Origin of the sequence: Streptomyces luteireticuli (genome assembly GCF_041519305.1) — a bacterium.
GTDB classification, from domain to species: domain Bacteria; phylum Actinomycetota; class Actinomycetes; order Streptomycetales; family Streptomycetaceae; genus Streptomyces; species Streptomyces luteireticuli.
Genome location: NZ_CP167927.1, coordinates 5,429,675 through 5,451,946, shown reverse-complemented (window position 1 = coordinate 5,451,946; position 22,272 = coordinate 5,429,675). Strand labels below are relative to the sequence as shown.

Below are 22,272 nucleotides of genomic sequence, written 5' to 3'. Positions count from 1 at the left end.
GCGGGGGCGCGCTCACTCCACCACCTGCCGCCCCTCCGGCCGCGCGGAGCACGACGCGCGGAAGGCGCAGTGGGTGCAGTGCTGCCCGGGCCGGGGGGCGAAGCGTTCGTCCAGGACGCGGCCGGCCGCGGTGGCCAGGAGTTCGCCGACCCAGCCGTCGCCGGAGTCCTCCAGGGACTCCTGCGCCTGGACCTTGGGCAGCGCGTCCCCGCCGTCCCGCTTGGCCGCGCCCTGCCGCAACTGGACGAGTTCCGCGCCGCCGGACCGGGGCCGCCCGCCGTCGAACAGGTCGTCCACCGCGCCCTGCCCGACCGCCAGCTGGTAGACGGCGAGCTGCGGATGGCGGGCGACCTCGGCGGCGCTCGGGGCGCTCTTGCCGGTCTTGAAGTCGACCACGTACGCCCGGCCCGCGTCGTCCCGCTCCACGCGGTCCATGGACCCGCGCACCCGCACCAGGTACTGCTCCGCCTTCAGCGTGACGTCGAAGGGGTGCTCGCTCGCGACCGCGGTGCGGCCGCGCTCCAGGACGTGCCAGCGCAGGAAGCGCTCCAGGGCGGCCCGCGCGTTCTCCTTCTCCTGGCGGGACTTCCAGGGCGCGTCGAAGGCGAGCGCGTCCCAGACGGTGTCGAGCCGCTCCATCAGGACGTCGAGGTCGGCGGGGGTGCGGCCGGAGGCGACGTCGTCGGCGAGGACGTGCACCACATTGCCGAAGCCCTGCGCGGGGCCGGCCGGGGCCTCGGCCCGCACCTCGCGGCCCAGGAACCACTGGAGCGAACAGGTGTCGGCGAGTTGACCGAGGGCGGAGCCGGAGAGCGCGACCGGGCGCTCCCGGTCGCGCAGCGGCACCTCGCTGTGCGTCGGCTCGTACAGGCCCCACCAGCGGTCGGGGTCGGCGGCGGGGACGAGCGGCCGGTCCTCCTCGTCGCGCAGCGCGGCGAGCCGGGCGAGCCGGCGGGCGGCGGCGGCCCGCAGGGCGGGGGACGCGGCGGGGTCCACGGTGGTGGCCCGCAGCTCGGCGACGAGCGCCGCGACGGCGAGCGGGCGGCGCGGGCGCTGCGTCACGTCCACCGGCTCGACGCCGAGCTCGGCGAGGAAGCGGGACGGCTGGTCGCCGTCCTCCGCCGCCGCCTTGACCGCCGTGACGACCAGCCGCTCCCGGGCCCGGGTGGCGGCCACATAGAACAGCCGCCGCTCCTCGGCCAGCAGGGCGCCGGGCGGGAGGGGTTCGGCGAGGCCGTCGCGGCCGATGCGGTCCGCCTCCAGGAGCGAGCCGCGGCGGCGCAGGTCGGGCCAGAGGCCCTCCTGGACCCCGGCGACGACGACGAGCCGCCACTCCAGGCCCTTGGAGCGGTGCGCGGTCATCAGCCGGACGGCGTCCGGGCGCACCGGCCGGCGGGTGAGGGTGTCCGCGGCGATGTCCTGGGCCTCCAGCTCGTCCAGGAAGTTGAGCACGTCCCGGCCGCCGACGCGCTCCTCGGCGCGGGCGGCGGTCTCGAACAGGGCGCACACCGCGTCCAGGTCGCGGTCCGCGTTGCGCCCGGCCGCCCCGCCGCGGTGCGCGGCGCGGCGCAGCCGCTCGGGCCAGGGGGTGCCGTCCCACAGCGTCCACAGGGCCTCCTCGGCGGTGCCGCCGGCCGCCAGCCGCTCGCGGGCGGTGCGCAGCAGCGCGCCCAGGCGCTGGGCGCCCTTGGCGTACGCCGGGTCGTGCGCGACCAGGCGCTCGGGTGCGGCGAGCGCCTCGGCGAGGAGCACGTCCGAGGGCCGGGGGACGGCCTGCCCGGCACTCCGTTCCTCCTCGCGCAGGGCGCGGCCGAGCCGTCGCAGGTCGGTGCCGTCCATCCCGCCGAGCGGCGAGGTGAGCAGGGCGAGGGCGGTCTCGGGGGCGAGGGACGCGGAGGAACCGGCCACCACCCGCAGCGCCGTCAGCAGCGGGGCCACCGCCGGTTCGTGGCGCAGCGGGACGTCGTCGCCGTCGACCTCCACCGGGACGCCCGCCGACGTCAGCGCGCGGCGCAGCACCGGCAGCGAGCGGGACCCGGCGCGGACCAGGACGGCCATCTCGCCCCAGGGGACGCCGTCCTCCAGGTGGGCGCGGCGCAGGACGTCGGCGACGTTGTCGGTCTCGGCCCCGGCGGTGGGGTAGGTGTACGCCTCGACCCGGCCGCCGGGGCGGTCGGCGGTCAGCAGGCGGTGGGCGCGGACGGCGTCGGCCGGGAGGCGGGTGAGCGGCATCCGGGCGGTGAGCAGCCGGGTGGCGGCCAGCAGCGCGGCGCCGGAGCGGCGCGAGGTGGTCAGCACCCGCACCGGGGCGGGTGTGCCGTCGCGGCGCGGGAAGGCGTCCGGGAAGTCGAGGATGCCGCCGACGTCGGCGCCGCGGAAGGCGTAGATGGACTGGTCGGGGTCGCCGAAGGCGACCAGCGTCCGGCCCCCGCCCGCCAGCGCCCTCAGCAGCCGCACCTGCGCGGCGTCGGTGTCCTGGTACTCGTCCACGAAGACCGCGTCGTAGCGCGCGGCCAGGTCCGCCCCGACCTCGGGCCGCTCGGCGAGCAGGACGGCGCGGTGCACCAGCTCCGCGTAGTCGAGCACGCCGCGGGCGTCGAGGACGTCGAGGTACTCGGCGAGGAAGGCGGCCGCGGCCCCCCAGTCGCCGCGCCCGGTGCGCTCGGCGAAGGCGGCCAGCTCGTCCGGCCCCAGGCCCAGTTCGCGGCTGCGCGCGAGGACGGCGCGCACCTCGTCCGCGAACCCGCGCGTGGTCAGGCACGCGCGCAGCTCGTCCGGCCAGCGCACCGCCCCGCGCCCCTCGCGCTCCAGCTCGGTCTGGCCGGCCAGCAGGTCGCGCACGGTGACGTCCTGTTCGGGGCCGGAGAGCAGCCGCGGCGGCTCGGCGTGCAGGTCCGCGTCCCGGTGCGCGCGGACCAGGGCGTGGCAGTACGAGTGGAAGGTGGTCGCCCGCGGGGCGCGGGCCCCCCCGAGCCGGGCCGCCATGCGGTCGCGCAGCTCGACGGCGGCCTTGCGGCTGAAGGTGAGGACCAGGACGCGCTCGGGGTCGGCGCCCCGCCGCACCCGTTCGGCGACGCTCTCGACGAGCGTGGTGGTCTTGCCCGTCCCGGGCCCGGCGAGCACCAGCAACGGCCCGGGCCCGTGCTCAACCACCGCGCGCTGCGCCGCGTCCAGGCGTGCGGGGACCACGGGACCCGGCGGGGTGCGCACCAGGCGGTACGCGCCGGTGCCGGCCCGGAGCGTCCGCCGGTGCTCCGGACGGTCCGGGCGCGACGGGCCGGAGAGGGGCTGGGATCTCACGTGGGCTACGGGTCCTGGTCGGTGACGGGGGCGGGCGGGGCGGTCCCCGACGCTACGCCAGGAGGCGGGCGGGGCGCAGATCGTCCCGGGAGTCACCCCGGGCGTTCGAGCACCTCATCCGTTCGGGTGGCGCGGGTGCACCGTGGATCAGGTGTCGCGTTTCACACCGTCCGCACCACGCGAACCGTCCGGGACGCCGTCCCAGCGCGCCCGCGCCATCGCGATCCGGAACGGACCCGCCGGGCCGGCGGAGCGCAGCGGCGTCCCCTCCTCCCGGTAGCGCTCCAGGGCGCGCCGCTCGTGGCCGGGGAGCAGGACACCGTCCGCGCGGACGACGCGCCACCACGGCACGGCGCCCCCGTAGAGCGCCATCACCCGGCCCACCTGCCGCGGGCCCCCCTCGCCCAGCCACTCGGCGACGTCGCCGTAGGTCATCACGCGGCCCGGCGGGATCGTCTCGGCGACGGCCAGGACCCGCTCCGCGTACTCGGGCAGTGCTTCGTCGGTCACCCGGCCCATCCTGCCCGCCGTCCGAGGGCCGGGACCGGCCGGGATCACCCGGAGTGCGGCACCCGACCCCAGGGCGTACGATCCGATGTCCGCGCCCCCGAAATGCACCCTGATACACCCTTGCCCGGCCGGGCCATGCCACCATCTTCCGGGCGGTGACTCTGGTGATACGAGAACGAGAAGACCAGGAAGACACGGACGACGAGCAGGGCGCGGGGCCTCCTGAGGAGGCGCGCGCCCCCCACGCGTTGCCCGGGAAGGGCGAAGCACAGCCCCCCGAGACGAAGGACGGCGAGGTCCACATCGACAAGGTCTCCGGCGACGAGCCGCTGCTCCCGGCCCGCGTCCACCGCCCCGCCGACCTGGTGCGCATGCTGCTGGGGATCGTCGGCATCGCCCTCGTCCTCGCCCTCGCGGCGTTCGCCCACGCCACCACGTCGGGGCTGGAGGCGGACGTCAAGGAGAGCGCGGGCCACGCGCCGGCCACGCTGGCGAACCTCGCCGGGCTCACCGCCAATGTCGCGATCTTCATCGTGCCGGTGGCCTTCGCCGTCGAGCGGCTGATCAAACGGGACGGACTGCGCATCGCCGACGGCGTCCTGGCCGCCGTCCTCGCGCACGGCGTCTCCCTGGGCGCCGCCCTCTGGGTCGCCGAGGCGGCCCCCGAGACCATCCGGGACGCGCTCACCCGGACCACCCCCACCGGGGTGACCGACCCGGTGCACGGCTATCTCGCCCCCGTGATCGCCTATATGACGGCCGTCGGCATGTCCCGGCGCCCGCGCTGGCGGGTCGCGATGTGGGCGGTGCTGCTGCTGGACGCCTTCGCGGTGGTGGTCAACGGCTACTCGACGCCGTTCTCGATCGTCATCACCGTCCTCATCGGCTGGACCGTCGCCTACGGCACGCTCTACGCCGTCGGCTCCCCCAACGTCCGCCCGACCGGCCAGCACCTGCTGCACGGACTGCGCCGCGTCGGCTTCCGGCCGGTGACCGCGCTCCGCACCGAGGACGCGGCCGGCGACACCGAGCCGCACGACCGGGGCCGGCGCTATGTCGTCACCCTGGAGGACGGCCCCCCGCTCGACGTCACCGTCGTCGACCGCGAGCAGCAGGCCCAGGGCTTCTTCTACCGGGTCTACCAGCGCCTCGCGCTGCGCGGCGTCACCCAGCGGCGCAGCCTCCAGTCGCTGCGCCAGGCCCTCGAACAGGAGGCGCTGCTCGCCTACGCGGCCATCGCCGCCGGCGCCAACGCCCCCAAGCTGATCGCCACCTCCGAGCTCGGCCCGGACGCCGTGATGCTGGTGTACGAGCACATCGGCGGCCGCCGGCTCGACACCATCCCGGACGAGGAGCTCACCGACGAGCTGCTGGCCAGCGCCTTCCGCCAGGTGAAGGCCCTGCAGTCGCGGCGCATCGCGCACCGCCGGCTCGACAGCGACTCCCTCCTGGTGGATCGTTCCGGCAACGTCGTTCTCACCGACCTGCGCGGCGGTGAGATCGCGGCCGGCGACCTCGTCCTGCGGATGGACGTCGCCCAGCTGCTCACCACCCTCGGCCTGCGGGTCGGCGCCGAGCGCGCGGTGGCCTCGGCGGTCTCCGTCCTCGGCCCGGACGCGGTCGCCGACAGCCTGCCGCTGCTCCAGCCCATCGCCCTGACCCGGGAGAGCCGGGCCACCCTGCGCCGGCTCGCCCGCGAGCGCTCCCGCCGCGAGCGGGACGCGGTGCTGGAGGCGTCCCGGATCGCCAAGGAGGAACGGGCCCGCGAGCGCGCGGAACGGGGCTCGGGGGAGGCCGCCGACCGCAAGGCGCTCAAGGCCGAGAAGGCGGAGAAGCGGGCCGAGAAGAAGGCGGAGAAGCAGGCCCTGGACGAGGCGGCCGAGGAGGCCCGCGAGGAGGACCTGCTCGCCCAGATCCGCCGTCAGGTCCTGCTGATCCGGCCGCAGGCGCCGATAGAGCCCGTCCGGCTGGAGCGCATCCGGCCGCGCACGCTGATCAGCTCGATCGCGGGCGCGATCGCCGCGTACTTCCTGCTCTCGCAGCTCTCGCACGTCCGGTTCGGCGACATCGTCGAGCAGGCCAACTGGGGCTGGGTCGCGGCCGCCGCCGCGTTCTCCGCGCTGAGCTACTTCGCCGCGGCCATGCGGCTGCTGGGCTTCGTCCCGGAGAAGGTGCCCTTCCTGCGGACGGTGATGGCCCAGGTCGCGGGGTCCTTCGTCAAGCTGGTCGCCCCGGCCGCGGTCGGCGGCGTGGCGCTGAACTCCCGCTTCCTGCAGCGGGCCGGCATCCGGCCCGGGCTCGCGGTGGCCAGCGTCGGCGCCTCCGAACTCATCGGCCTGGCCGCCCACATCATGCTGCTGCTCACCTTCGGCTACATCACCGGGACCGAGCGGACCTCGTCCCCGCTGCCGCCCTCCCGCACGATCATCGGCGGGCTGCTGACGGCGGCCGTGCTGGTGCTGGTGGTGACCGCGATCCCGTTCCTGCGCAAGTTCGTCTCGACGCGGGTGCGGTCGCTGTTCGCGGGGGTGGTGCCGCGCATGCTGGACCTCCTCCAGCGGCCGCGGAAGCTGGTCAACGGCATCGGCGGCATGCTGCTGCTGACCGCCGCGTTCGTGATGTGCCTCGACACCTCGATCCGGGCCTTCGGCGGGGACATGAGCTACGCCAGCGTCGCGGTGATCTTCCTCGCGGGCAATGCGCTGGGCTCGGCCGCGCCGACACCGGGCGGCGTGGGCGCGGTCGAGGGCGTGCTCATCGGCGCGCTGACCCTGGCGGGCCTCCCGGCGGACATCGCGACGCCGGCGGTGCTGCTGTACCGCCTGCTGACGTTCTGGCTGCCGGTGCTGCCGGGCTGGCTCTGCTTCAACCAGCTGACGCGGAAGGGGGCCATCTAGCCCGCGGCGGGCCGCCGTTCGCGGGCGAACGCCCACGCCGTCAGCAGCGTCGTCGCGCACAGCGCGCTCCCCGCCACGAGGAGGCTGGTGCGCAGGCCCGGCAGCGCGAACCCCTCGCCGCCGTCCGCCACCAGCGCGCCGAACACCGCGACGGACAGCGCCCCGCCGGTCTGGCGCACGGCGTTGAACAGCCCCGAGGCCGTACCGGCCTGGTGCGCGGGGACGGCGTCCATCAGCAGCGCGGTGAGCGCGGGCATGGCCAGCGCGCCGCCCACCCCCATGGGGACGAGCAGCAGCGCCACCTCCCACAGCGGAGTGCCCCCGTCCAGCGGCAGCAGCGCGAACATCGCCGCGGCCAGCACCACCTCTCCCACCAGGATCACCGGGCGGCGGCCCAGCCGTTCGGCCAGGCGCGGGGACAGCAGGTTCGACGCGGTGATCACCGCGGCCAGGGGGACGAACATCAGCCCCGCCGCCGTCCCCGACATCCCGCGCAGCTGCTGGTAGTAGAGGCCCAGCAGGAACACCACGCCGTAGAAGCCGGCGTTCGCGGCGAAGCCGATCACCAGCGGGAGGGAGACGCCGCGCTGCCGGAACATGCCGAGCGGGGCCATGGGCGCGGGATGGCGCCGCTCGGCCACGACGAACCCGAGGCCCGCGGCGGCCGCCACGGCCAGCGCCCCGGGCACCGCGGGCGAGGACCAGCCCGCGTGCCCGCCCTCGATGACCGCGAAGGTGAGACCGGCCAGCGCGAGGACGGCGGTGACCTGCCCCGCCGGGTCGAGCGGCCGGGGCCGGCGCGGGGAGGGCGCGGTGCGCGTCAGCAGCACCAGGACCACGGCGCCGACGGGGAGGTTGAGCAGGAAGACGGCCCGCCACCCGGCCGTCTCGGTGAGCAGCCCGCCCAGCACCGGACCGGCGGCGAGGGCGATCGAACCGCCCACCGTCCACAGCGCGATGGCGCGCGCCCGGCGGGCCGGGTCCTCGTACGCCTGCCGGATCAGCGCCAGCGAGGCGGGCATCACCACGGAGGCGGCCCCGCCCTGGGCGATGCGCGCCCCGACCAGCCAGCCGATCCCCGGCGCGAGGGCGCAGCCGAGGGAGGCGAGGGTGAACAGCGCCACGCCCACGGTGTAGGCGCGCCGGGCGCCCGCGCGGTCGGCGAGCGCCCCCGCGGAGAGCATCAGCGCCGCGAACATCAGCGTGTAGGCGTCGACGACCCACTGGAGCCCGGCCATTCCGCCGTGCAGGGAGGAACGGATCGCGGGCAGCGCGATGTTGACGGCGGAGACGTCGATGGTGATGACGGTGAAGCCGAGCAGGGAGACGATCAGCGCGGCGGAGGGGGACGCCGTCCCGGGGCGGCCCGCGGGCGGCGCGGAAACCGGTGTCGGGCGCGGGGCGGTGACGGACGACGGTATGCCGGACTCGTCCGACGACATGGGCACTCCTTCTCGGGGACGACCAACTGCGGCGGGCCGCAACGGCGTTGGGATACGGCCGGCCCCGCCGCCCCGGCCGCGGCCCGGCGCCGTGCGCCCCCTGGGTCCGCGGCGGCCGGACCGCCCGCGGTCCTCAGTCTGCGGAGCCGCCGGGCGCGGCGGCAGGGCGCATCCTTCCGGGGCGCGCCGTTCCTGGCCCTGACACAGCCCCCCTGCCGCGCGGGCCGCGGGACACAATGACCGGATGGCACACGGCACTGAGCTGGGCAGATATCTGCGGGCGCGGCGGGCGCTGATCACCCCCGGGGACGTGGGACTGCCCGCGGGCGCGGGGATCCGGCGCACACCCGGGCTGCGCCGCGAGGAACTGGCGACGCTCGCCGGGGTGAGCGTGGACTACTACACCCGGCTCGAACGCGGCCGCGAGACGAATCCCTCGGCGGCCGTGCTCGACGCCCTCGCCCGTGCGCTGCGCCTGCACGGCGACGCCCACGAGCGCCTCTACGACCTGGCCGAACTGGCCTCCGGGCGGCCGGCGGAGCCGGATTCCGCCGACGAGGCCACCGTGCGCCCGTCCGTCCTGCGCGTCCTGGAGGCGGTGCGCCCGCTGCCCGCCTATGTGGTCAGCCGGTACGGCGACATGCTGGCCGCCAACCCGGCGGGCCGGCGCCTGCTGCCCGGCCTGTGGGACTGGCCTCCGGAGCAGCGCAACATGACCCGGTATCTGTTCCTGCATCCGACGGGCCGGACCCTCTACCGGCCCTGGGAGGAGACCGTCGCCAAGTCGGTGGCCCATCTGCGGGCCGTCGGCGGCCTGGATCCCGACTCGCCCCGGCTGACCGCCCTGGTCGGCGAACTCCTGCTGAAGTCGCCCGAGTTCGCGAAGCTGTGGGACCGGTACGACGTGAAGGAGCGGGTGGGCGGGTCCAAGCCCTTCGCGCATCCCAAGCTCGGCGACGTGACGCTCACCTACGAGGTCATGCGGCTGAGCCGGACGGGCGGCCAGCGGCTCGTCGTGTACTCGGCGCCGGAGGGCTCCCCCGACGAGACGGCGATGCTCCGGCTGGACCCGGACGCCGCCCGGCAGATCCCAGGCGCCCGGCAGATACCAGGCGGATAAAGGGATCCACCTTGCACATGCGAGGCCATTCCCCCTAACGTGCCGCGCATGCGGTCCTACACCATCGGCCGGGCGGCCCGGCTCCTCGGCGTCAGCCCCGACACCGTCCGCCGCTGGGCGGATGCCGGACGGATCCCCACCGCCCGGGACGAGCAGGGCAAGCGGCTGATCGACGGCACCGATCTGGCGGCCTTCTCCGTCGCGCTCGCCTCCGAGGCGGGCGAGGACGGGGACGAGCCCCGCACCAGCGCCCGCAACGCCTTCCCCGGGATCATCACCGCCGTGAAGCTCGGCGACGTCGTGGCCCAGGTGGAGGTGCAGGCCGGACCGCACCGCCTGGTCTCGCTGCTGACGCGGGAGGCCGTGGAGGAGCTCGGGCTGGCCGTCGGCCGGGAGGCCGTGGCCCGGGTGAAGGCCACCAACGTCCATATCGACCTGGAGAGCTGATGCGCCGCCGTCGCACGTCCGTCCGTCCCGCCGCCCTCGCCGCGCTGCTGGTGCTGCCCCTGGCCACCGCCTGCGGCGGCGGCGGATCCACGAACGAGGGCAAGGACACGACGACGCTGACCGTGCTCGCCGCCGCCTCCCTCACCGATGTCTTCCAGCAGGCCAAGGCCGCGTACGAGAAGGAACACCCGGGCGTCGCCGTGAAGTTCTCCTTCGCCGGTTCGCAGGAGCTGGCCGCGCAGGTGCGCCAGGGCGTGCCCGCCGACGCACTGGTGACGGCCGACACCAAAACGATGGACGCACTCGCGAAGGAGACCGGCGAGCCCGCCGTCATCGCCAAGAACCGGCTCACCATAGCCACCGCCCCCGGCAACCCCAAGCACCTCAAGGGCCTCTCCGACCTCGCGAAGAGCGATCTGAAGGTCGTCCTGGCCGCGCCCGAGGTGCCCGTCGGCCGCTACGGCAAGCAGATCCTCGACCGGCAGCACGTCACCGTGAAGCCGGTCTCCCAGGAGCCCAATGTCCGGGCCGTGCTGAGCAAGGTCTCCCTCGGCGAGGCCGACGCCGGGCTGGTGTACGTCACGGACGCCACGGCGGCCAAGGGCAGGGTCGGCACGGTCGCCGTGCCGGACGCGCAGAACGCCGTCGCCGCGTACCCCGCCGCGACCCTCAAGGGCTCCCGGCACGCCGCGGAGGCGGACGGGTTCGTGAAGTGGCTGCGCGGCGACGAGGCCCGCGGACTCCTCACGGCCGCCGGCTTCCAGCGGCCGTGAGGCGCGTCCGCCCGCCGCTGGCGCTCGCCCTGCCGGCCGTTCTCGCGGTGACGTTCCTGCTGCTGCCGCTGGCGGGCGTGCTCGCGCACACCCCCTGGTCCACGCTCCCCGCGCGCATCGCCTCGCCCGAGGTCGGCCAGGCGCTGACGCTCTCCCTCACCGTCTCCGGCTGGGCCCTGCTCGTCTCGCTCGTCCTCGGCGTGCCGCTGGCCTGGCTGCTGGCCCGGACGGACTTCCCCGGCAAGGCGTTCGTGCGCTGCCTGGTGATGCTGCCGATGGTGCTGCCGCCGACGGTCGCGGGCGTGGCACTGCTCCAGGGGTACGGGCGACGGGGCCTGACCGGCGGCCTGCTGGAGGACTGGACGGGCGTCACGCTGCCGTTCTCGACGGCGGGCGCGGTCGTGGCGTCCGCCTTCGTGGCGATGCCGTTCCTGGTGATCAGCCTGGAGGGGGCGCTGGCCGGGCTGCACCCGCGCTACGAGGAGACCGCGCTGTCGCTGGGCGCCTCCCCCCTGCGCGTCTTCCGGACGATCACCGTCCCGATGGTCGCCCCCGGGCTGCTCGCCGGGGCGGCGCTGTGCTGGGCGCGGGCGCTGGGCGAGTTCGGCGCGACGATCACCTTCGCGGGCAACCTCCCCGGCGTCACCCAGACCCTCCCGCTCCAGGTCTACCTCCTGCTCCAGGACGACCCGGAGGGGGCGACGGCGGTGTCCCTGCTGCTGCTCGTCATCGCGACGGCGGTCCTGCTGGCGCTGCGGGGGCGGTGGCTGGGGGCGGGCCGCACGGCCGCGGACGCGCGGCGGGACGGCCACCGCGGCCCCGCCGAAGAGGCGGACTCCGGGCCTCCGTTCGTCGCCGCCACGGGGACCGTGCCGGACGCGACCGGCGCCGGGCACCCCCTCCGCACCACCGTCACCGGCGCCGTCGACCTCACCCTCGACGTGCCCGCCGGCACCACCGTCGCCGTCGTCGGGCCCAACGGGGCAGGAAAGACGACCCTGTTGCGGGCGCTCCTCGGGCTCACCTCCCGGGCCGCCGCACACCCCTTGGCCCTGGGGGACGGGGACGTCGCCCAACTCCCCGCGCACCGGCGGCGGATCGCCTGGGTGCCGCAGGACGGGGCGCTCTTCCCGCACCTGACGGCGGTGGCCAACGCCGCGTACGGGCTGCGGGCCCGGGGCGTCCCCCGGGCCGAGGCGCTGCGCGCGGCCCGGGCGCACCTGGACGAGCTGGGGGTGGGGCACCTGGCCCGGCGCCGGCCGGACGGGCTCAGCGGCGGGCAGGCGCAGCGCGTCGCCCTGGCCCGCGCCCTGGCCGCGCGGCCCCGACTGCTGCTGCTGGACGAGCCGTTGGCGGCGCTCGACCAGTCCACGAAGGCGTCGGTGCGGCAGGCCCTGCGCCGCCGGCTCGCCGGCTTCCGGGGGGTGTGCCTGCTGGTGACCCACGACCCGGTGGAGGCCGTCTCCCTGGCCGACCGGGTGCTAGTCCTGGAGGACGGCGCGGCCGTGCAGTACGCAGCGCCCGCGGAACTGGCCGGGCGCCCCCGCTCGCCGTGGGTCGCGCGGATGCTCGGACGCAACGCCTGGCCGGGCACACCGGTCGCGGAGGGCGCCCTGCTGCTCGACGGCGGCGCGCGGCTCGACGGCGCGGACCGGCTGCCGGAGGGGACGGAGGCGGCGCTGGCCGTCGCCGGCCCGGAGGCGGTGGCCCTGCACACCGCCCGCCCCGACGGCGCCGCGGCCAACGCCTGGCCCGGCACCGTCCGCGAGATCACCGCGCAGGGCGGCCGGCTGCGGGTGCGGGTGGCCGGCGGCGGACCGGAGGCCGTGGCCGAGCTGACCCCCGCCGAGGCGGCCGGACTCGGCCTGGCGGAGGGCGTCCCGGTGTGGGTGAGCGTCCCGCCGAAGGAGGTCACGCTCGTCCCGACGGGCGGCGCCCCGTACCCCTCCGACGGCATTTGACGCACCCCGCGGCCCATGGGCCCCACGTCCACCCGTACGCCCCGCACTGCGCGCGCACCCCGCTCCCCCGCCCGGACGATGAAGGCGTCCCTCCCCTCCTCCGAACCCCCAGGAGCCGCGGTGTCCAGATCCGTACGGGCCGGGTGCCTGTTCGCCGCCGGGCTGCTCGCGGTCGTGGGCTGCACGGGAGACGGCGGGGGCGTCGCCGCGCAGGGCGCCCCGGCCTCCCCGAAACCGTCGGCCGCCGGGGCCGGCACGCTGCGCTGGTCGTCCTGCCCGGCGCCGAGCACCGCGGAGGGCGCCCCGGCCCGGCCCCCCGGGGACGAGTGGGAGTGCGCGACGCTCCGCGCGCCCCTGGACTACGCGAAGCCGGACCGCGGCACGCTCGACATCGCGATGATCCGGGCCAGGGCCACCGACCCGGCGCACCGCATCGGCTCGCTGGTCTTCAACTTCGGCGGCCCGGGCGGCTCCGGCGTGGCCACCCTCCCGGCGTTCGCCGAGGACTACCGGGACCTGCGCAAGCGCTACGACCTGGTGAGCTTCGACCCGCGCGGCGTCGGCCGCAGCTCCGGGGTGACCTGCCTGGACGACAAGCAACTGGACTCGTACTACGCGGCCGGCGCGACCCCGCGCACCGGCGACGAGCAGAAGGCCCTGATCGGCCGGGTGGAGAAGTACGCGCAGGGCTGCGCGAAGCACTCCGGCAAGGTGCTGCCGTACGTGGGGACGACCGACGCGGCACGGGACATGGACCTGATGCGGCAGGCGCTCGGCGACGACAGGCTCCACTACTTCGGCGTCTCCTACGGCACCGAACTGGGCGGCGTGTACGCCCACTTGTTCCCCCACCGGGTGGGGCGGGCCCTCTTCGACGCCGTCGTGGACCCCACCGCCGACCCGGAGGAGGGCGCCCTCGGCCAGGCCCGCGGCTTCGAACTCGCGCTGGGCAACTACCTGACGGCGTGCACCGCGACGCACGACAACTGCCCCACGGAACAGCAGATCGTCGCCCTGCTGGACCGGCTCGGCAGGAACCCCGTGCCCGGCGGCGAGGGCCGGATGCTGACCCAGTCGCTGGCCACCACGGGCATCGCCCAGTCGCTGTACTCCAAGGACTTCTGGGACTACCTCACCGAGGGCCTGGAGGACGCGGAGAACGGCGACGGGAAGATCCTCATGGCGCTGGGCGACGCGATGAACGGCCGTGGCCAGGACGGGCGTTACAGCACCCTCCAGGCGTCCCTGACCGCCATCAGCTGCGCGGACTACGCCCAGCGCTACACCGCCGCCGAGATCACGGACAAGGTGCCCGCGTTCCGCAAGGCGTCCCCGGTGTTCGGCGACTTCATGGCGTGGAGCCTCACCCAGTGCACCGGCTGGCCCGTCAAGGGCGCCTGGCAGCGGCCGGACGTCGGCGCCAAGGGGTCGGCGCCCGTCCTGGTCGTCGGCAACACCGGTGATCCCGCCACCCCTTATGAGGGAGCGCGCAGGATGGCGCAGGCGCTGGGCGAGGGCGTCGGGATCGAGATGACGTACCGGGGACAGGGCCACGGCGCGTACGACAGCGGAAATCCCTGTGTCAAGAAGGCGGTTGACGCCTACCTGCTGGACGGTACTGTGCCGGGGCGCGGCACGGTGTGCTCATAGCACCCGCAGCACATCACACCGTACGGCGAATTCCGCTCTCTCGAATGTCAGTGGCCCGCACTACTGTCAGTGGCCCGCACTACGATCGCCGAGTCGAGTAAGGAGGGGGTGTGTCATGCCCGACGAGCCGTCGCCGCCGGAGTCCGGCGGCCCCGTGCGCAGCAGACTCACCGGCGCCCTGGCCGTCACGGCCCTGCTGGCCGCCCTGGTCGCGCTCTGGCAGACCCAGTCGGCCCCGCTGGTCGGCCCGGACGACACGCCCGCGCCGCCGGCCCCGGGCCCCCCGTCGACGACGTCGCACCCGTCCGGCACCCACTCCCCCGGCCCCACGGGATACGTCACCGGCACCACCGAACGGCCATTGCGGGCAATACCTGCCGGATCGTGACGCACGGTGTCCGACCCCCGCCGTAGAGTCGGTGCATGAGTCCACCTCGGCCGAGGGCCCTCGCCCTCGCAAGCGCCGCGCTCGCGCTCGTGCTCACCGCCGGCTGCGGCAGTGGTACGGGCGGCGCGCGCGACGACGACAGCGGCAAGGACGGGAGCCCCGTCGGCTCCCGCATCGACTGGAAGCCGTGCGCCGCCCCCACGGTCGCCCAGGGCGGCGGCAAGGCGCCCGGCGCGGGCTGGGAGTGCGGATCCCTGCCCGTCCCGCTGGACTACGCACAGCCGGCCGGAAAGACCATCGGCCTCGCGCTGATCCGCGCCCGGGCCACGGACGCGGAGCACCGCATCGGGTCGCTGGTCTTCAACTTCGGCGGCCCGGGCGGCTCCGGCGTGGCGACGCTGCCCTCGTTCGCCAAGAGCTACGCGGACCTGCGCAAGCGCTACGACCTGGTGAGCTTCGACCCGCGCGGCGTCGGCGAGAGCGCCGGCGTGCGCTGTCTGACCGACAAGGAGCTGGACGCGGCCGACCGCGTCGACGCCACCCCGGACGACGACGCGGAGATCGCGGCGGCCGTGGACCTCAACCGCCGCTTCGCCCAGGCCTGCGGGAAGAACGCGGGCCCGGTCCTGGCCCACGTCGACACCCTCGACGCGGCCCGCGACATGGACCGGCTGCGGGCCGCCCTCGGCGACGACAGGCTCCGCTACTTCGGCATCTCCTACGGCACCGAACTCGGCGCGGTCTACGCCCACTTGTTCCCGAAGAACGTCGGCCGGGCCGTCCTGGACGCCGTCGTCGACCCCCGGCAGGACCCGGCGCAGGGCTCCCTCTCCCAGGCCAAGGGCTTCCAGCTCGCCCTCGACGACTTCCTCAAGGACTGCGGCGACGGCTGCCCGACGCGGGACGGGATCACGTCGCTGGTCGAACGGCTCGACGCGAAGCCGCTGCCCACGGGCATCGGCCGGCCGCTCTCCCAGGACCAGGCGGTGAACGGCATCGCCGCCGCGCTCTACTCCAAGGACACCTGGAAATACCTGGCCGCCGGCCTCCGCGAGGCCACGACCAAGAACAAGGGCACCATCCTGCTGCTCCTGTCCGACTCCCTCGCGGGCCGCGACCCCGAGGGCCACTACAGCAACCTCCAGGCCGCCAACCGCGCCGTCAGCTGCGCGGACGCGGAGCAGCGCTACTCACCGGACGAGATCAAGGCCCTGCTGCCCGAATTCCGCTCCGCCTCACCGGTGTTCGGCGAATCGGCGGCCTGGGCCCTGCTCCAGTGCACCGGCTGGCCCGTCAAGGGCAAGTGGAAGACCCCCGAGTCGTCGGTCCCCGCGAAGGGCGCCGCGCCGCTCCTGGTCGTCGGCAACACCGGTGATCCCGCCACGCCTTACGAGGGTGCGCACCGGATGGCGCAGGCGCTGGGCGCCTCGGCGGTCGAGGTGACGTACAAGGGGGAGGGGCACGGTGCGTACAACAGCGGCAATGCGTGTATGAAGGCGCTGGTGGACGGCTATTTGCTGGAGGGGAGGGTGCCGGTGCGCGGGGCGACTTGCGGGTAGTTTCTCCCCACCCCCGCCCTTTCACCGTTTCCCCCGGGGGCAAGCCCCCGGGCCCGGTACCGCGGCTTCGCCGCGGTGGGCGGGGCTTCGCCCCTGCGCCCCGGCGGGGGCTGCGCCCCCTGCACCCCTGCTCCCGGGGCTCCGCCCCGGACCCCGTTTGTCGCGGCTTCGCCGCTCGTCCTCAAACGCCGGACGGGCTGGATTGTGCGCCCGGGCCGGAATCCAAAGCCCGGGCGCGCACTTCAGCCCGTCCGGCGCTTGAGGACTCCGCCCGGAGGGCGGACGGGGTCCGGGGTCTCCCCGGAAGAAACGGTGAAAGGGCGGGGCAGGGGCAACTATCCAGCCCGTCCGGCGCCTGAGGACAGCGCCCGCAGGGCGCTTCGGGGGGGCCAGGGGCGCAGCCCCGGTCAGGGGGCCAGGGGGCGAAGCCCCCGGTGGGGCGCAGGGGCGAAGCCCCGCCCACCCGCGCGAAGCGCGGCCCCCCCGCGGCAGCGCGCCAGCGGGGTCCCGCAGGGGCGACGCCCCTGCGGAAACGGCGAAAGGGCGGGGCGGGGAGCAACCCCCCGCCTAATACACCGGCTTATGCGGCTCCACCTGGTTGACCCAACCAATCACGCCACCCTGAACATGCACCGCATCCGCAAACCCCGCCGACTTCAGCACCGCGAGCACCTCCGCCGACCTCACCCCCGTCTTGCAGTGCAGGACGATCTTCTTGTCCTGCGGCAGGTCCTGGAGCGCATTGCCCATCAGAAACTCGTTCTTCGGGATCAGCCGCGCCCCCGGAATGGAGACGATCTCGTACTCGTTGGGCTCGCGGACGTCGATGACGTCGATGTTCTCGCCCTCGTCCAGCCATTCCTTCAGCTGCTTGGGGGTGATCGTCGAGCCGAGGGCGGCCGCCTGGGCCTCCTCCGAGACGACGCCGCAGAACGCCTCGTAGTCGATGAGCTCCGTCACCGACGGGTTCGTGCCGCAGACCGCGCAGTCGGGGTCCTTGCGGACCTTGACCTGCCGATAGGTCATCTCCAGGGCGTCGTAGATCATCAGCCGCCCGACCAGCGGATCGCCGACCCCCGCCAGCAGCTTGATCGCCTCGGTGACCTGGATGGAGCCGATCGAGGCGCAGAGGACACCCAGCACGCCGCCCTCGGCGCAGGAGGGGACCATGCCCGGCGGCGGGGGCTCGGGGTAGAGGCAGCGGTAGCAGGGGCCGTGCTCGCTCCAGAAGACGGACGCCTGGCCGTCGAAGCGGTAGATCGAGCCCCAGACATAAGGCTTGTTGAGCAGCACGCACGCGTCGTTGACGAGGTAGCGCGTGGCGAAGTTGTCGGTGCCGTCGACGATCAGGTCGTACTGGGAGAAGATCTCCTTGACGTTCTCCGCCTCCAGGCGCTCCTGGTGGAGGACGACATTCACATACGGGTTGATGCCGAGCACGGAGTCGCGCGCGGACTCGGCCTTGGAGCGGCCGATGTCCGACTGGCTGTGGATGATCTGCCGCTGGAGGTTGGACTCGTCGACCTCGTCGAACTCCACGATGCCCAGCGTGCCCACACCGGCCGCGGCGAGGTACATCAGGGCGGGCGAACCGAGGCCGCCGGCACCGACGCAGAGCACCTTGGCGTTCTTGAGCCGCTTCTGCCCGTCCATCCCGACGTCCGGGATGATCAGGTGGCGGGAGTACCTGCGAACCTCGTCGACGGTGAGCTCGGCGGCCGGCTCAACCAGGGGTGGCAGCGACACGGGGTCTCCGTAGGTCGGAAGAAAGGGCGGTCGTCAATTCCCGTAACACTGCCACGCCCCGGCTCATTCCGAGACACCAGGTCCGATGTTCGAGATGAACTCGTCCCAATAGCCGGGCATGGACTCCCAGGGGTCCAGTCCGTCCCGGTCGGTGCGGTCGGTCATGTAGACCGTGCCGGCGCCCTGCCGGCGGGCGATGCACAGGGCTTCCTTGAGATGGTCGCGCGGCACGCTGTGCACCAGGTGGCAGAAGCGGCCGGGGGCGTGGTCGGCGGTCCAGTCGGCCGGGCGGGACCAGCGGTAGCGGTTCCACGGCCCGGTGAAGGTCACCAACTGGTCGGCGAGCGCCGCGTAGCCGGGGACGGGGTGGCTGCCGTGCGCGAGGACGAGGTACGCCCGGTCGCAGAGGGTGCGCAGCGCGCCGGTCACCCGGCGGACGTCGGCGAGCGCCCCGCTGTCGGCGGGGCAGCGGGCCAGGGCGAAGCCGTCCACCTTGTACCAGTTGAGGAAACGCTGGGCGTCCGAGAGGAGTTCGCCGAAGGGCCGGGACCCGTACCCGGCGTCGAGGTGGCCCAGCACCCGGACGCCCACGTTCCGCAGAGGGGCGGCGGCGGCCGCGTAGTACGGGTCGGGGCGGCTGCCCGGGCCGCCGGACGCGCCGCCGAGCACGGCCCACTCCAGCGGCAGCCCGGCCCGGCAGAGCCGGCCCCACTCCACGGGGGCGACGAGGGGGTGGGCGAAGCCGGGGATCCCCAGCCGCAGCGGGACCTTCCCGGCCGGGACCGGCCGTCGGTTCCCCGAGGAGATCAGATGCGACACGCGGCCTCCATCCAGATGTCGGCCAGCGACTCCTCCAGCCCGATCCGGGGCCGCCAGCCGAGCCGGTCGCGCGCGGTGCGCACGTCGGCCTGCTGCCAGCCGCCGCAGCCGTCCGGGTAGGGATAGGCGGGGGCGGCGCCCAGGTGCGGGTCGTCCAGCTCGTGCAGCGCGCCCCCGAAGCCGGCGACGCGGGCGAGCAGGGAGGCGGCCTCGCGCAGCCGGACGGCCCGGCCGGTGCCGATGTTGACGGCGCCCTGGGCCGCGGACAGGGAGGCGGCGTGCACGGCCCGGGCGATGTCGCGGACGTCCACGAAGTCCCGCTGGACGCCGAGGCCGGTGAGCTTGAGCTCGTTGTCCCCGTTCTGCATGGCGCGGCGCATGGCCTCGGCGAGGCGGCCCAGCGGGGACCCGGCGGGGGTGCCGGGGCCGACGGGCGAGAAGACCCGCAGCACGATGGCGTCGAGCCCGGAGCCCAGCACCAGTTCGGTGGCGGCGAGTTTGCTGACGCCGTACGGGCCGCCGGGGCGCGGCACGGCGTCCTCGGCGGTGGACGAGCCGGGCTGCGAGGGCCCGTACTCCGAGGAACACCCCAGCTGCACCAGACGGGCGCCGCAGCCGCTGCGGCGCAGGGACTCGCAGACGGTGGCCACGGCCACCGTGTTGTGCCGGGCGAGGTCGCGGGCCCCGCCGCGGGTGGCGCCCGCGCAGTTGATGACGACGCCGGGGTGGACGGCGTTCAGGAACCGGGTGAGCGCGCCGGGGCTGCCGGTGGCCAGGTCGAAGCGGACGTCCGCGTCGTCGCCGCGGCCCAGGGCGGTGAGCTGGACGGCGGGGTCGGCGAGCAGCCGGTCGGCCACGAAGCGGCCGAGGTAGCCGTTGGCGCCGAGCAACAGGACCCTCATCGGTCGCGTCCTCGCTCTCGCCCGGTGGTGCCGGTGGGGTGAACGGTCATGGTGCGTGCTCCTCTGACGGGTGTGCGGCGGACGCGGTCGGGAGATCCCCCCGGCCGTGGACGGCGGCCCGGGGCAGGACGGTGACGGCGTGGACGAGGAGGGCGAACGCCGGTACGGCGCACGCCACGAGGGGGACCACGGCCGGGCCGTGGGCGCCGGTCAGCCAGGTGACGGGCCGGTCGAGCGCGGAGCAGCCGGGGAGGCGGGCGGCGAGCAGCGCGGCCAGCGGCACGGCCTCGGCGGCGCAGGCGGCGAGACAGGCGGCGCGGGCCGGGCGGGCCGTGCCGTGCGCGGTGCAGAGCCCGGCCAGGAAGAGCAGGGACCCCAGGGCGACGGCGGCGAGGGCGGGCGGCGCGGCGGCCCCGGCGGCGGGCAGGGCCGAGCGGGCCAGGGCGACGCAGGCGCACAGGACGCCGAGGAAGACGGTGACCGAGGCCAGCAGCGCCCGCCGGACGCGGCCGTGGAACTCGGCCAGCGACCGGCTGCCGGTGAGCCTGCGCCGGGCATATCCGGCGAAGGCGTGCGCGCACCAGGCCGCGGGGGCGACGGCGCAGGCCAGCGCCAGGGCGGTCGGCGCGGCGGCCGCGGCCAGGGCGTGCGCACCGGGGAGGCGGTGGCCGCGCCGGAGAGCGTCACCGAACAGCCCGTAGCCGAGCAGCCAGAGCCCGGCCAGGGCGCCTAGGACACCACCGCCCCCCGGCCGGGCCGGGCACGCCCCCCCGGCGGCCGGGGGAACGTGCCCGGCGACGGGCGGCGGTCCGCCGCGCTCCACCCGGGCGTGCAGCTCCTCCGCGAGCGAGAAGACGTCGCGGTGACCGCAGTCGGCGGCCGTGCGGTCGGTGACGCCGTGCGCCTCCAGGCCGGCGGCGATCTCCAGGGGGTCCACGGCGCCGGCACAGAGCGCGTGGTGGTCGCGCAGCAGGGCCCGGACCGGGTCGGGACGGGGGCCGGCCGGTGCAGCGGATATGTCGGCCGGGCCGGAGGACAGCACCGGGGAGGGGGCGTGCTGTGTCGTCGACGTCACCGGCGGCCCGCCCAGGTGGGCGAGGCGGACCGGGGGGCGGCGGCGAGGGTGCGGACCGGCCCGTCGAGCGGCGGCGCGAGGTCGTGCCGGACCGGGGCGCGGGAGAGGAGTTCGAGGTAGATGGCGCCGAAGGAGGCGATGTTCTGCTCCACGGTGAAGAGTTCGAGGGCACGGGCGCGGGCCGCGGTGCCGAGCCGCCGTCCGTACCCGGGGTCGCGCAACAGCGTGAGGCACGCCTCCGCGAGGGCGTGGGGGTCGCGCGGGGGCACCACCAGGCCGGTGCCGCCGAGGACTTCGCGGACCGCGGCGGTGTCGGGGGCGACCGCGGCCCGGCCGCAGAACATGGCCTCGGCCAGCGGGACGGGGAAGCCGTCGCCGGGGGCGCAGACGACGACGGCGTCCGCGGCGGCGTAGTCGTCGGGGCCGCAGGCGGCGACGCGGGCGACGCCCTCGGGCAGCGGGGCGTCCGGGGCGGTGCCGGTGACGGCCAGCCACACCCCGGGCTCGGCCATCCGCAGCACGGTGAACGCCTCCCACAGCCAGGGTTCGGGCGGGCCGCCGGCCAGCAGGAGGAGCGGTCCGCCGGGCGTCGCCGGGCCGTCCTCGGGGCAGGCCTCGCCCACCGCCTCGTACAGCCCGGCGTCCACGCCCGGGGGGACGGTGCGCAGCCGGGCGCGGTCGGCGCCGCAGCGCTCCTGCCAGCGCCGCACCTGGGCGTCGCCGGGGGTGATCAGGGCGGCCCGGGCGTAGATCTCGCCGGCCAGCAGGCGGTGGAAGGCGGAGAGCAGGGTGCGGACGGAGAGCGACAGGCCCGCCGGTCCGGCCAGGTAGTGCTCGCGCAGGCGGACACCGTACTCGGTGACGAGCAGCGGGGTGCCGAAGAAGCGCTGGGCCAGCAGCCCCGGGAGGGCGGCCGGCCCGGCGGAGGCGGCGTGGCACAGGTCCACTCCCGCGAGCCCCAGGTCGCCGTCCGGGGCCCCGTACCAGTCGAGGGAGAGCGGGCGCAGGGCGCGCTCCAGCAGTCCGGAGACGACGAGCAGGTCGGCGACGCGGGCGCCGTACGCGCCGGGGTGGGCGCCGGGGGCGCGGCAGGCCGCCTCCAGGGCGCGCAGGGCGGCCTCCGAGCGGAGCGCGCAGGCGAGGCCGCCCTCGTCGCGGGCGAGGTCGGCGAGGCCGTAGAGGCCCTCGGCGAAACGGTACGCCTGATCGCCCGGGGTGGTGAGGGCGGCGGCCAGGTCACCGAAGTGGCCGGTGAAGCGCTGGCGTTCGCGGCGGCCATACGTGCCGCCGGCGCGGCCCTGCGCGGACCCCGCGGGGCCGCCCCACAGTGGAGCGGCCCTGATCCGGCGGACGTTGCCGGGCAACGCATACCAACCGCCCTCCTCCTGACGGGCGCTGCGGCTCAGCGCGTAGACCTCGAACTCGTGCCGGGCCAGGCCGCGCACCAGCCGGTCGCACCACTCGCCGCCCTCCCCCGCGGCGTACGGGTACCCACCCTCGGTCAGCAGTCCCACGCGCACGAGCGCACCCCCGATCTTCTCCGTCGTACGGCAGCCGGGAGCACGCTATGGGGGCTCGCCGGTGGCGCGGCGGACGGTTGTCCGTCGCACCACCGGAAGGGGTGAACGGGCGTGACTTTGGGGTTTGGGGGCGCGTTATGGGGGCCGCGCGGGGGGAGGGTTG

General features: G+C 75.6%; 16 protein-coding genes. 8 read left to right on the top strand and 8 right to left on the bottom strand.

Going from position 1 to position 22,272, the window contains the following annotated elements:
• Positions 1–12: 12 nt before the first annotated feature.
• Both AB8735_RS24510 and AB8735_RS24505 read right to left on the bottom strand, forming a co-directional pair.
• Complete coding sequence (locus AB8735_RS24510) at positions 13–3,210, bottom strand: ATP-dependent helicase (RefSeq protein ID WP_372411907.1); 3,198 nt, start codon at positions 3,208–3,210, stop codon at positions 13–15.
• A gap of 237 nt (positions 3,211–3,447) precedes the next feature.
• Complete coding sequence (locus tag AB8735_RS24505) at positions 3,448–3,819, bottom strand: MGMT family protein (protein ID WP_344020094.1); 372 nt, start codon at positions 3,817–3,819, stop codon at positions 3,448–3,450.
• Positions 3,820–3,974: 155 nt separating this feature from the next.
• Between AB8735_RS24505 and AB8735_RS24500 the strand changes: the two genes are divergently transcribed.
• Positions 3,975–6,707: a lysylphosphatidylglycerol synthase transmembrane domain-containing protein gene (locus tag AB8735_RS24500; RefSeq protein WP_344020535.1), complete on the top strand. Its 2,733-nt coding sequence runs from the start codon at positions 3,975–3,977 to the stop codon at positions 6,705–6,707.
• Here AB8735_RS24500 and AB8735_RS24495 read toward each other — a convergent pair.
• Positions 6,704–8,149 (bottom strand): MFS transporter, encoded by a 1,446-nt coding sequence (locus AB8735_RS24495; RefSeq protein ID WP_372409399.1) that lies wholly within the window; start codon positions 8,147–8,149, stop codon positions 6,704–6,706. The two genes, AB8735_RS24500 and AB8735_RS24495, sit on opposite strands and share 4 nt — an antisense overlap.
• Before the next feature lie 244 nt (positions 8,150–8,393).
• Here AB8735_RS24495 and AB8735_RS24490 point away from each other — a divergent pair, with 244 nt between their 5' ends.
• From AB8735_RS24490 to AB8735_RS24460, 7 genes are all read left to right on the top strand, one after another.
• Positions 8,394–9,269: a helix-turn-helix domain-containing protein gene (locus tag AB8735_RS24490; RefSeq protein WP_372409398.1), complete on the top strand. Its 876-nt coding sequence runs from the start codon at positions 8,394–8,396 to the stop codon at positions 9,267–9,269.
• Positions 9,270–9,317: 48 nt separating this feature from the next.
• Entirely contained in the window at positions 9,318–9,716 is a 399-nt protein-coding gene (locus AB8735_RS24485) for a helix-turn-helix transcriptional regulator (protein ID WP_344020100.1), read from the top strand.
• Positions 9,716–10,489 (top strand): molybdate ABC transporter substrate-binding protein, encoded by a 774-nt coding sequence (gene modA, locus AB8735_RS24480; RefSeq protein WP_372409396.1) that lies wholly within the window; start codon positions 9,716–9,718, stop codon positions 10,487–10,489. The genes AB8735_RS24485 and modA overlap by 1 nt, the downstream gene beginning before the upstream one ends.
• On the top strand, positions 10,486–12,450 hold the full coding sequence (locus AB8735_RS24475; protein ID WP_372409394.1) for an ABC transporter permease: 1,965 nt from the start codon (positions 10,486–10,488) through the stop codon (positions 12,448–12,450). The genes modA and AB8735_RS24475 overlap by 4 nt, the downstream gene beginning before the upstream one ends.
• A 78-nt stretch (positions 12,451–12,528) precedes the next feature.
• Entirely contained in the window at positions 12,529–14,100 is a 1,572-nt protein-coding gene (locus AB8735_RS24470; protein ID WP_372411906.1) for an alpha/beta hydrolase, read from the top strand.
• A 115-nt stretch (positions 14,101–14,215) separates the two neighbouring features.
• Positions 14,216–14,488, top strand: a complete 273-nt coding sequence (locus AB8735_RS24465) for a hypothetical protein (RefSeq protein WP_344020107.1) — start codon at positions 14,216–14,218, stop codon at positions 14,486–14,488.
• Positions 14,489–14,523: 35 nt separating this feature from the next.
• Positions 14,524–16,047, top strand: coding sequence for an alpha/beta hydrolase (locus AB8735_RS24460; RefSeq protein WP_344020109.1), 1,524 nt, complete (start codon positions 14,524–14,526; stop codon positions 16,045–16,047).
• A gap of 567 nt (positions 16,048–16,614) precedes the next feature.
• Here the strand turns inward: AB8735_RS24460 and moeZ are convergent.
• The 5 genes from moeZ to AB8735_RS24435 all read right to left on the bottom strand — a co-directional run bounded on the left by moeZ (position 16,615) and on the right by AB8735_RS24435 (position 22,103).
• Positions 16,615–17,793, bottom strand: coding sequence for an adenylyltransferase/sulfurtransferase MoeZ (gene moeZ, locus AB8735_RS24455; protein WP_344020111.1), 1,179 nt, complete (start codon positions 17,791–17,793; stop codon positions 16,615–16,617).
• Positions 17,794–17,856: 63 nt separating this feature from the next.
• Complete coding sequence (locus AB8735_RS24450; RefSeq protein WP_372409390.1) at positions 17,857–18,612, bottom strand: spherulation-specific family 4 protein; 756 nt, start codon at positions 18,610–18,612, stop codon at positions 17,857–17,859.
• The gene (locus AB8735_RS24445; RefSeq protein ID WP_199892790.1) at positions 18,600–19,514 is read right to left on the bottom strand and encodes an NAD(P)-dependent oxidoreductase; all 915 of its coding nucleotides are present in this window, start codon (positions 19,512–19,514) and stop codon (positions 18,600–18,602) included. Before AB8735_RS24445 ends, AB8735_RS24450 begins: the two co-directional genes overlap by 13 nt.
• Before the next feature lie 46 nt (positions 19,515–19,560).
• Positions 19,561–20,589, bottom strand: a complete 1,029-nt coding sequence (locus AB8735_RS24440; protein ID WP_372409386.1) for a hypothetical protein — start codon at positions 20,587–20,589, stop codon at positions 19,561–19,563.
• The gene (locus tag AB8735_RS24435) at positions 20,586–22,103 is read right to left on the bottom strand and encodes a DUF3492 domain-containing protein (protein ID WP_372409384.1); all 1,518 of its coding nucleotides are present in this window, start codon (positions 22,101–22,103) and stop codon (positions 20,586–20,588) included. The genes AB8735_RS24440 and AB8735_RS24435 overlap by 4 nt, the downstream gene beginning before the upstream one ends.
• Between the last annotated feature and the right edge of the window lie 169 nt (positions 22,104–22,272).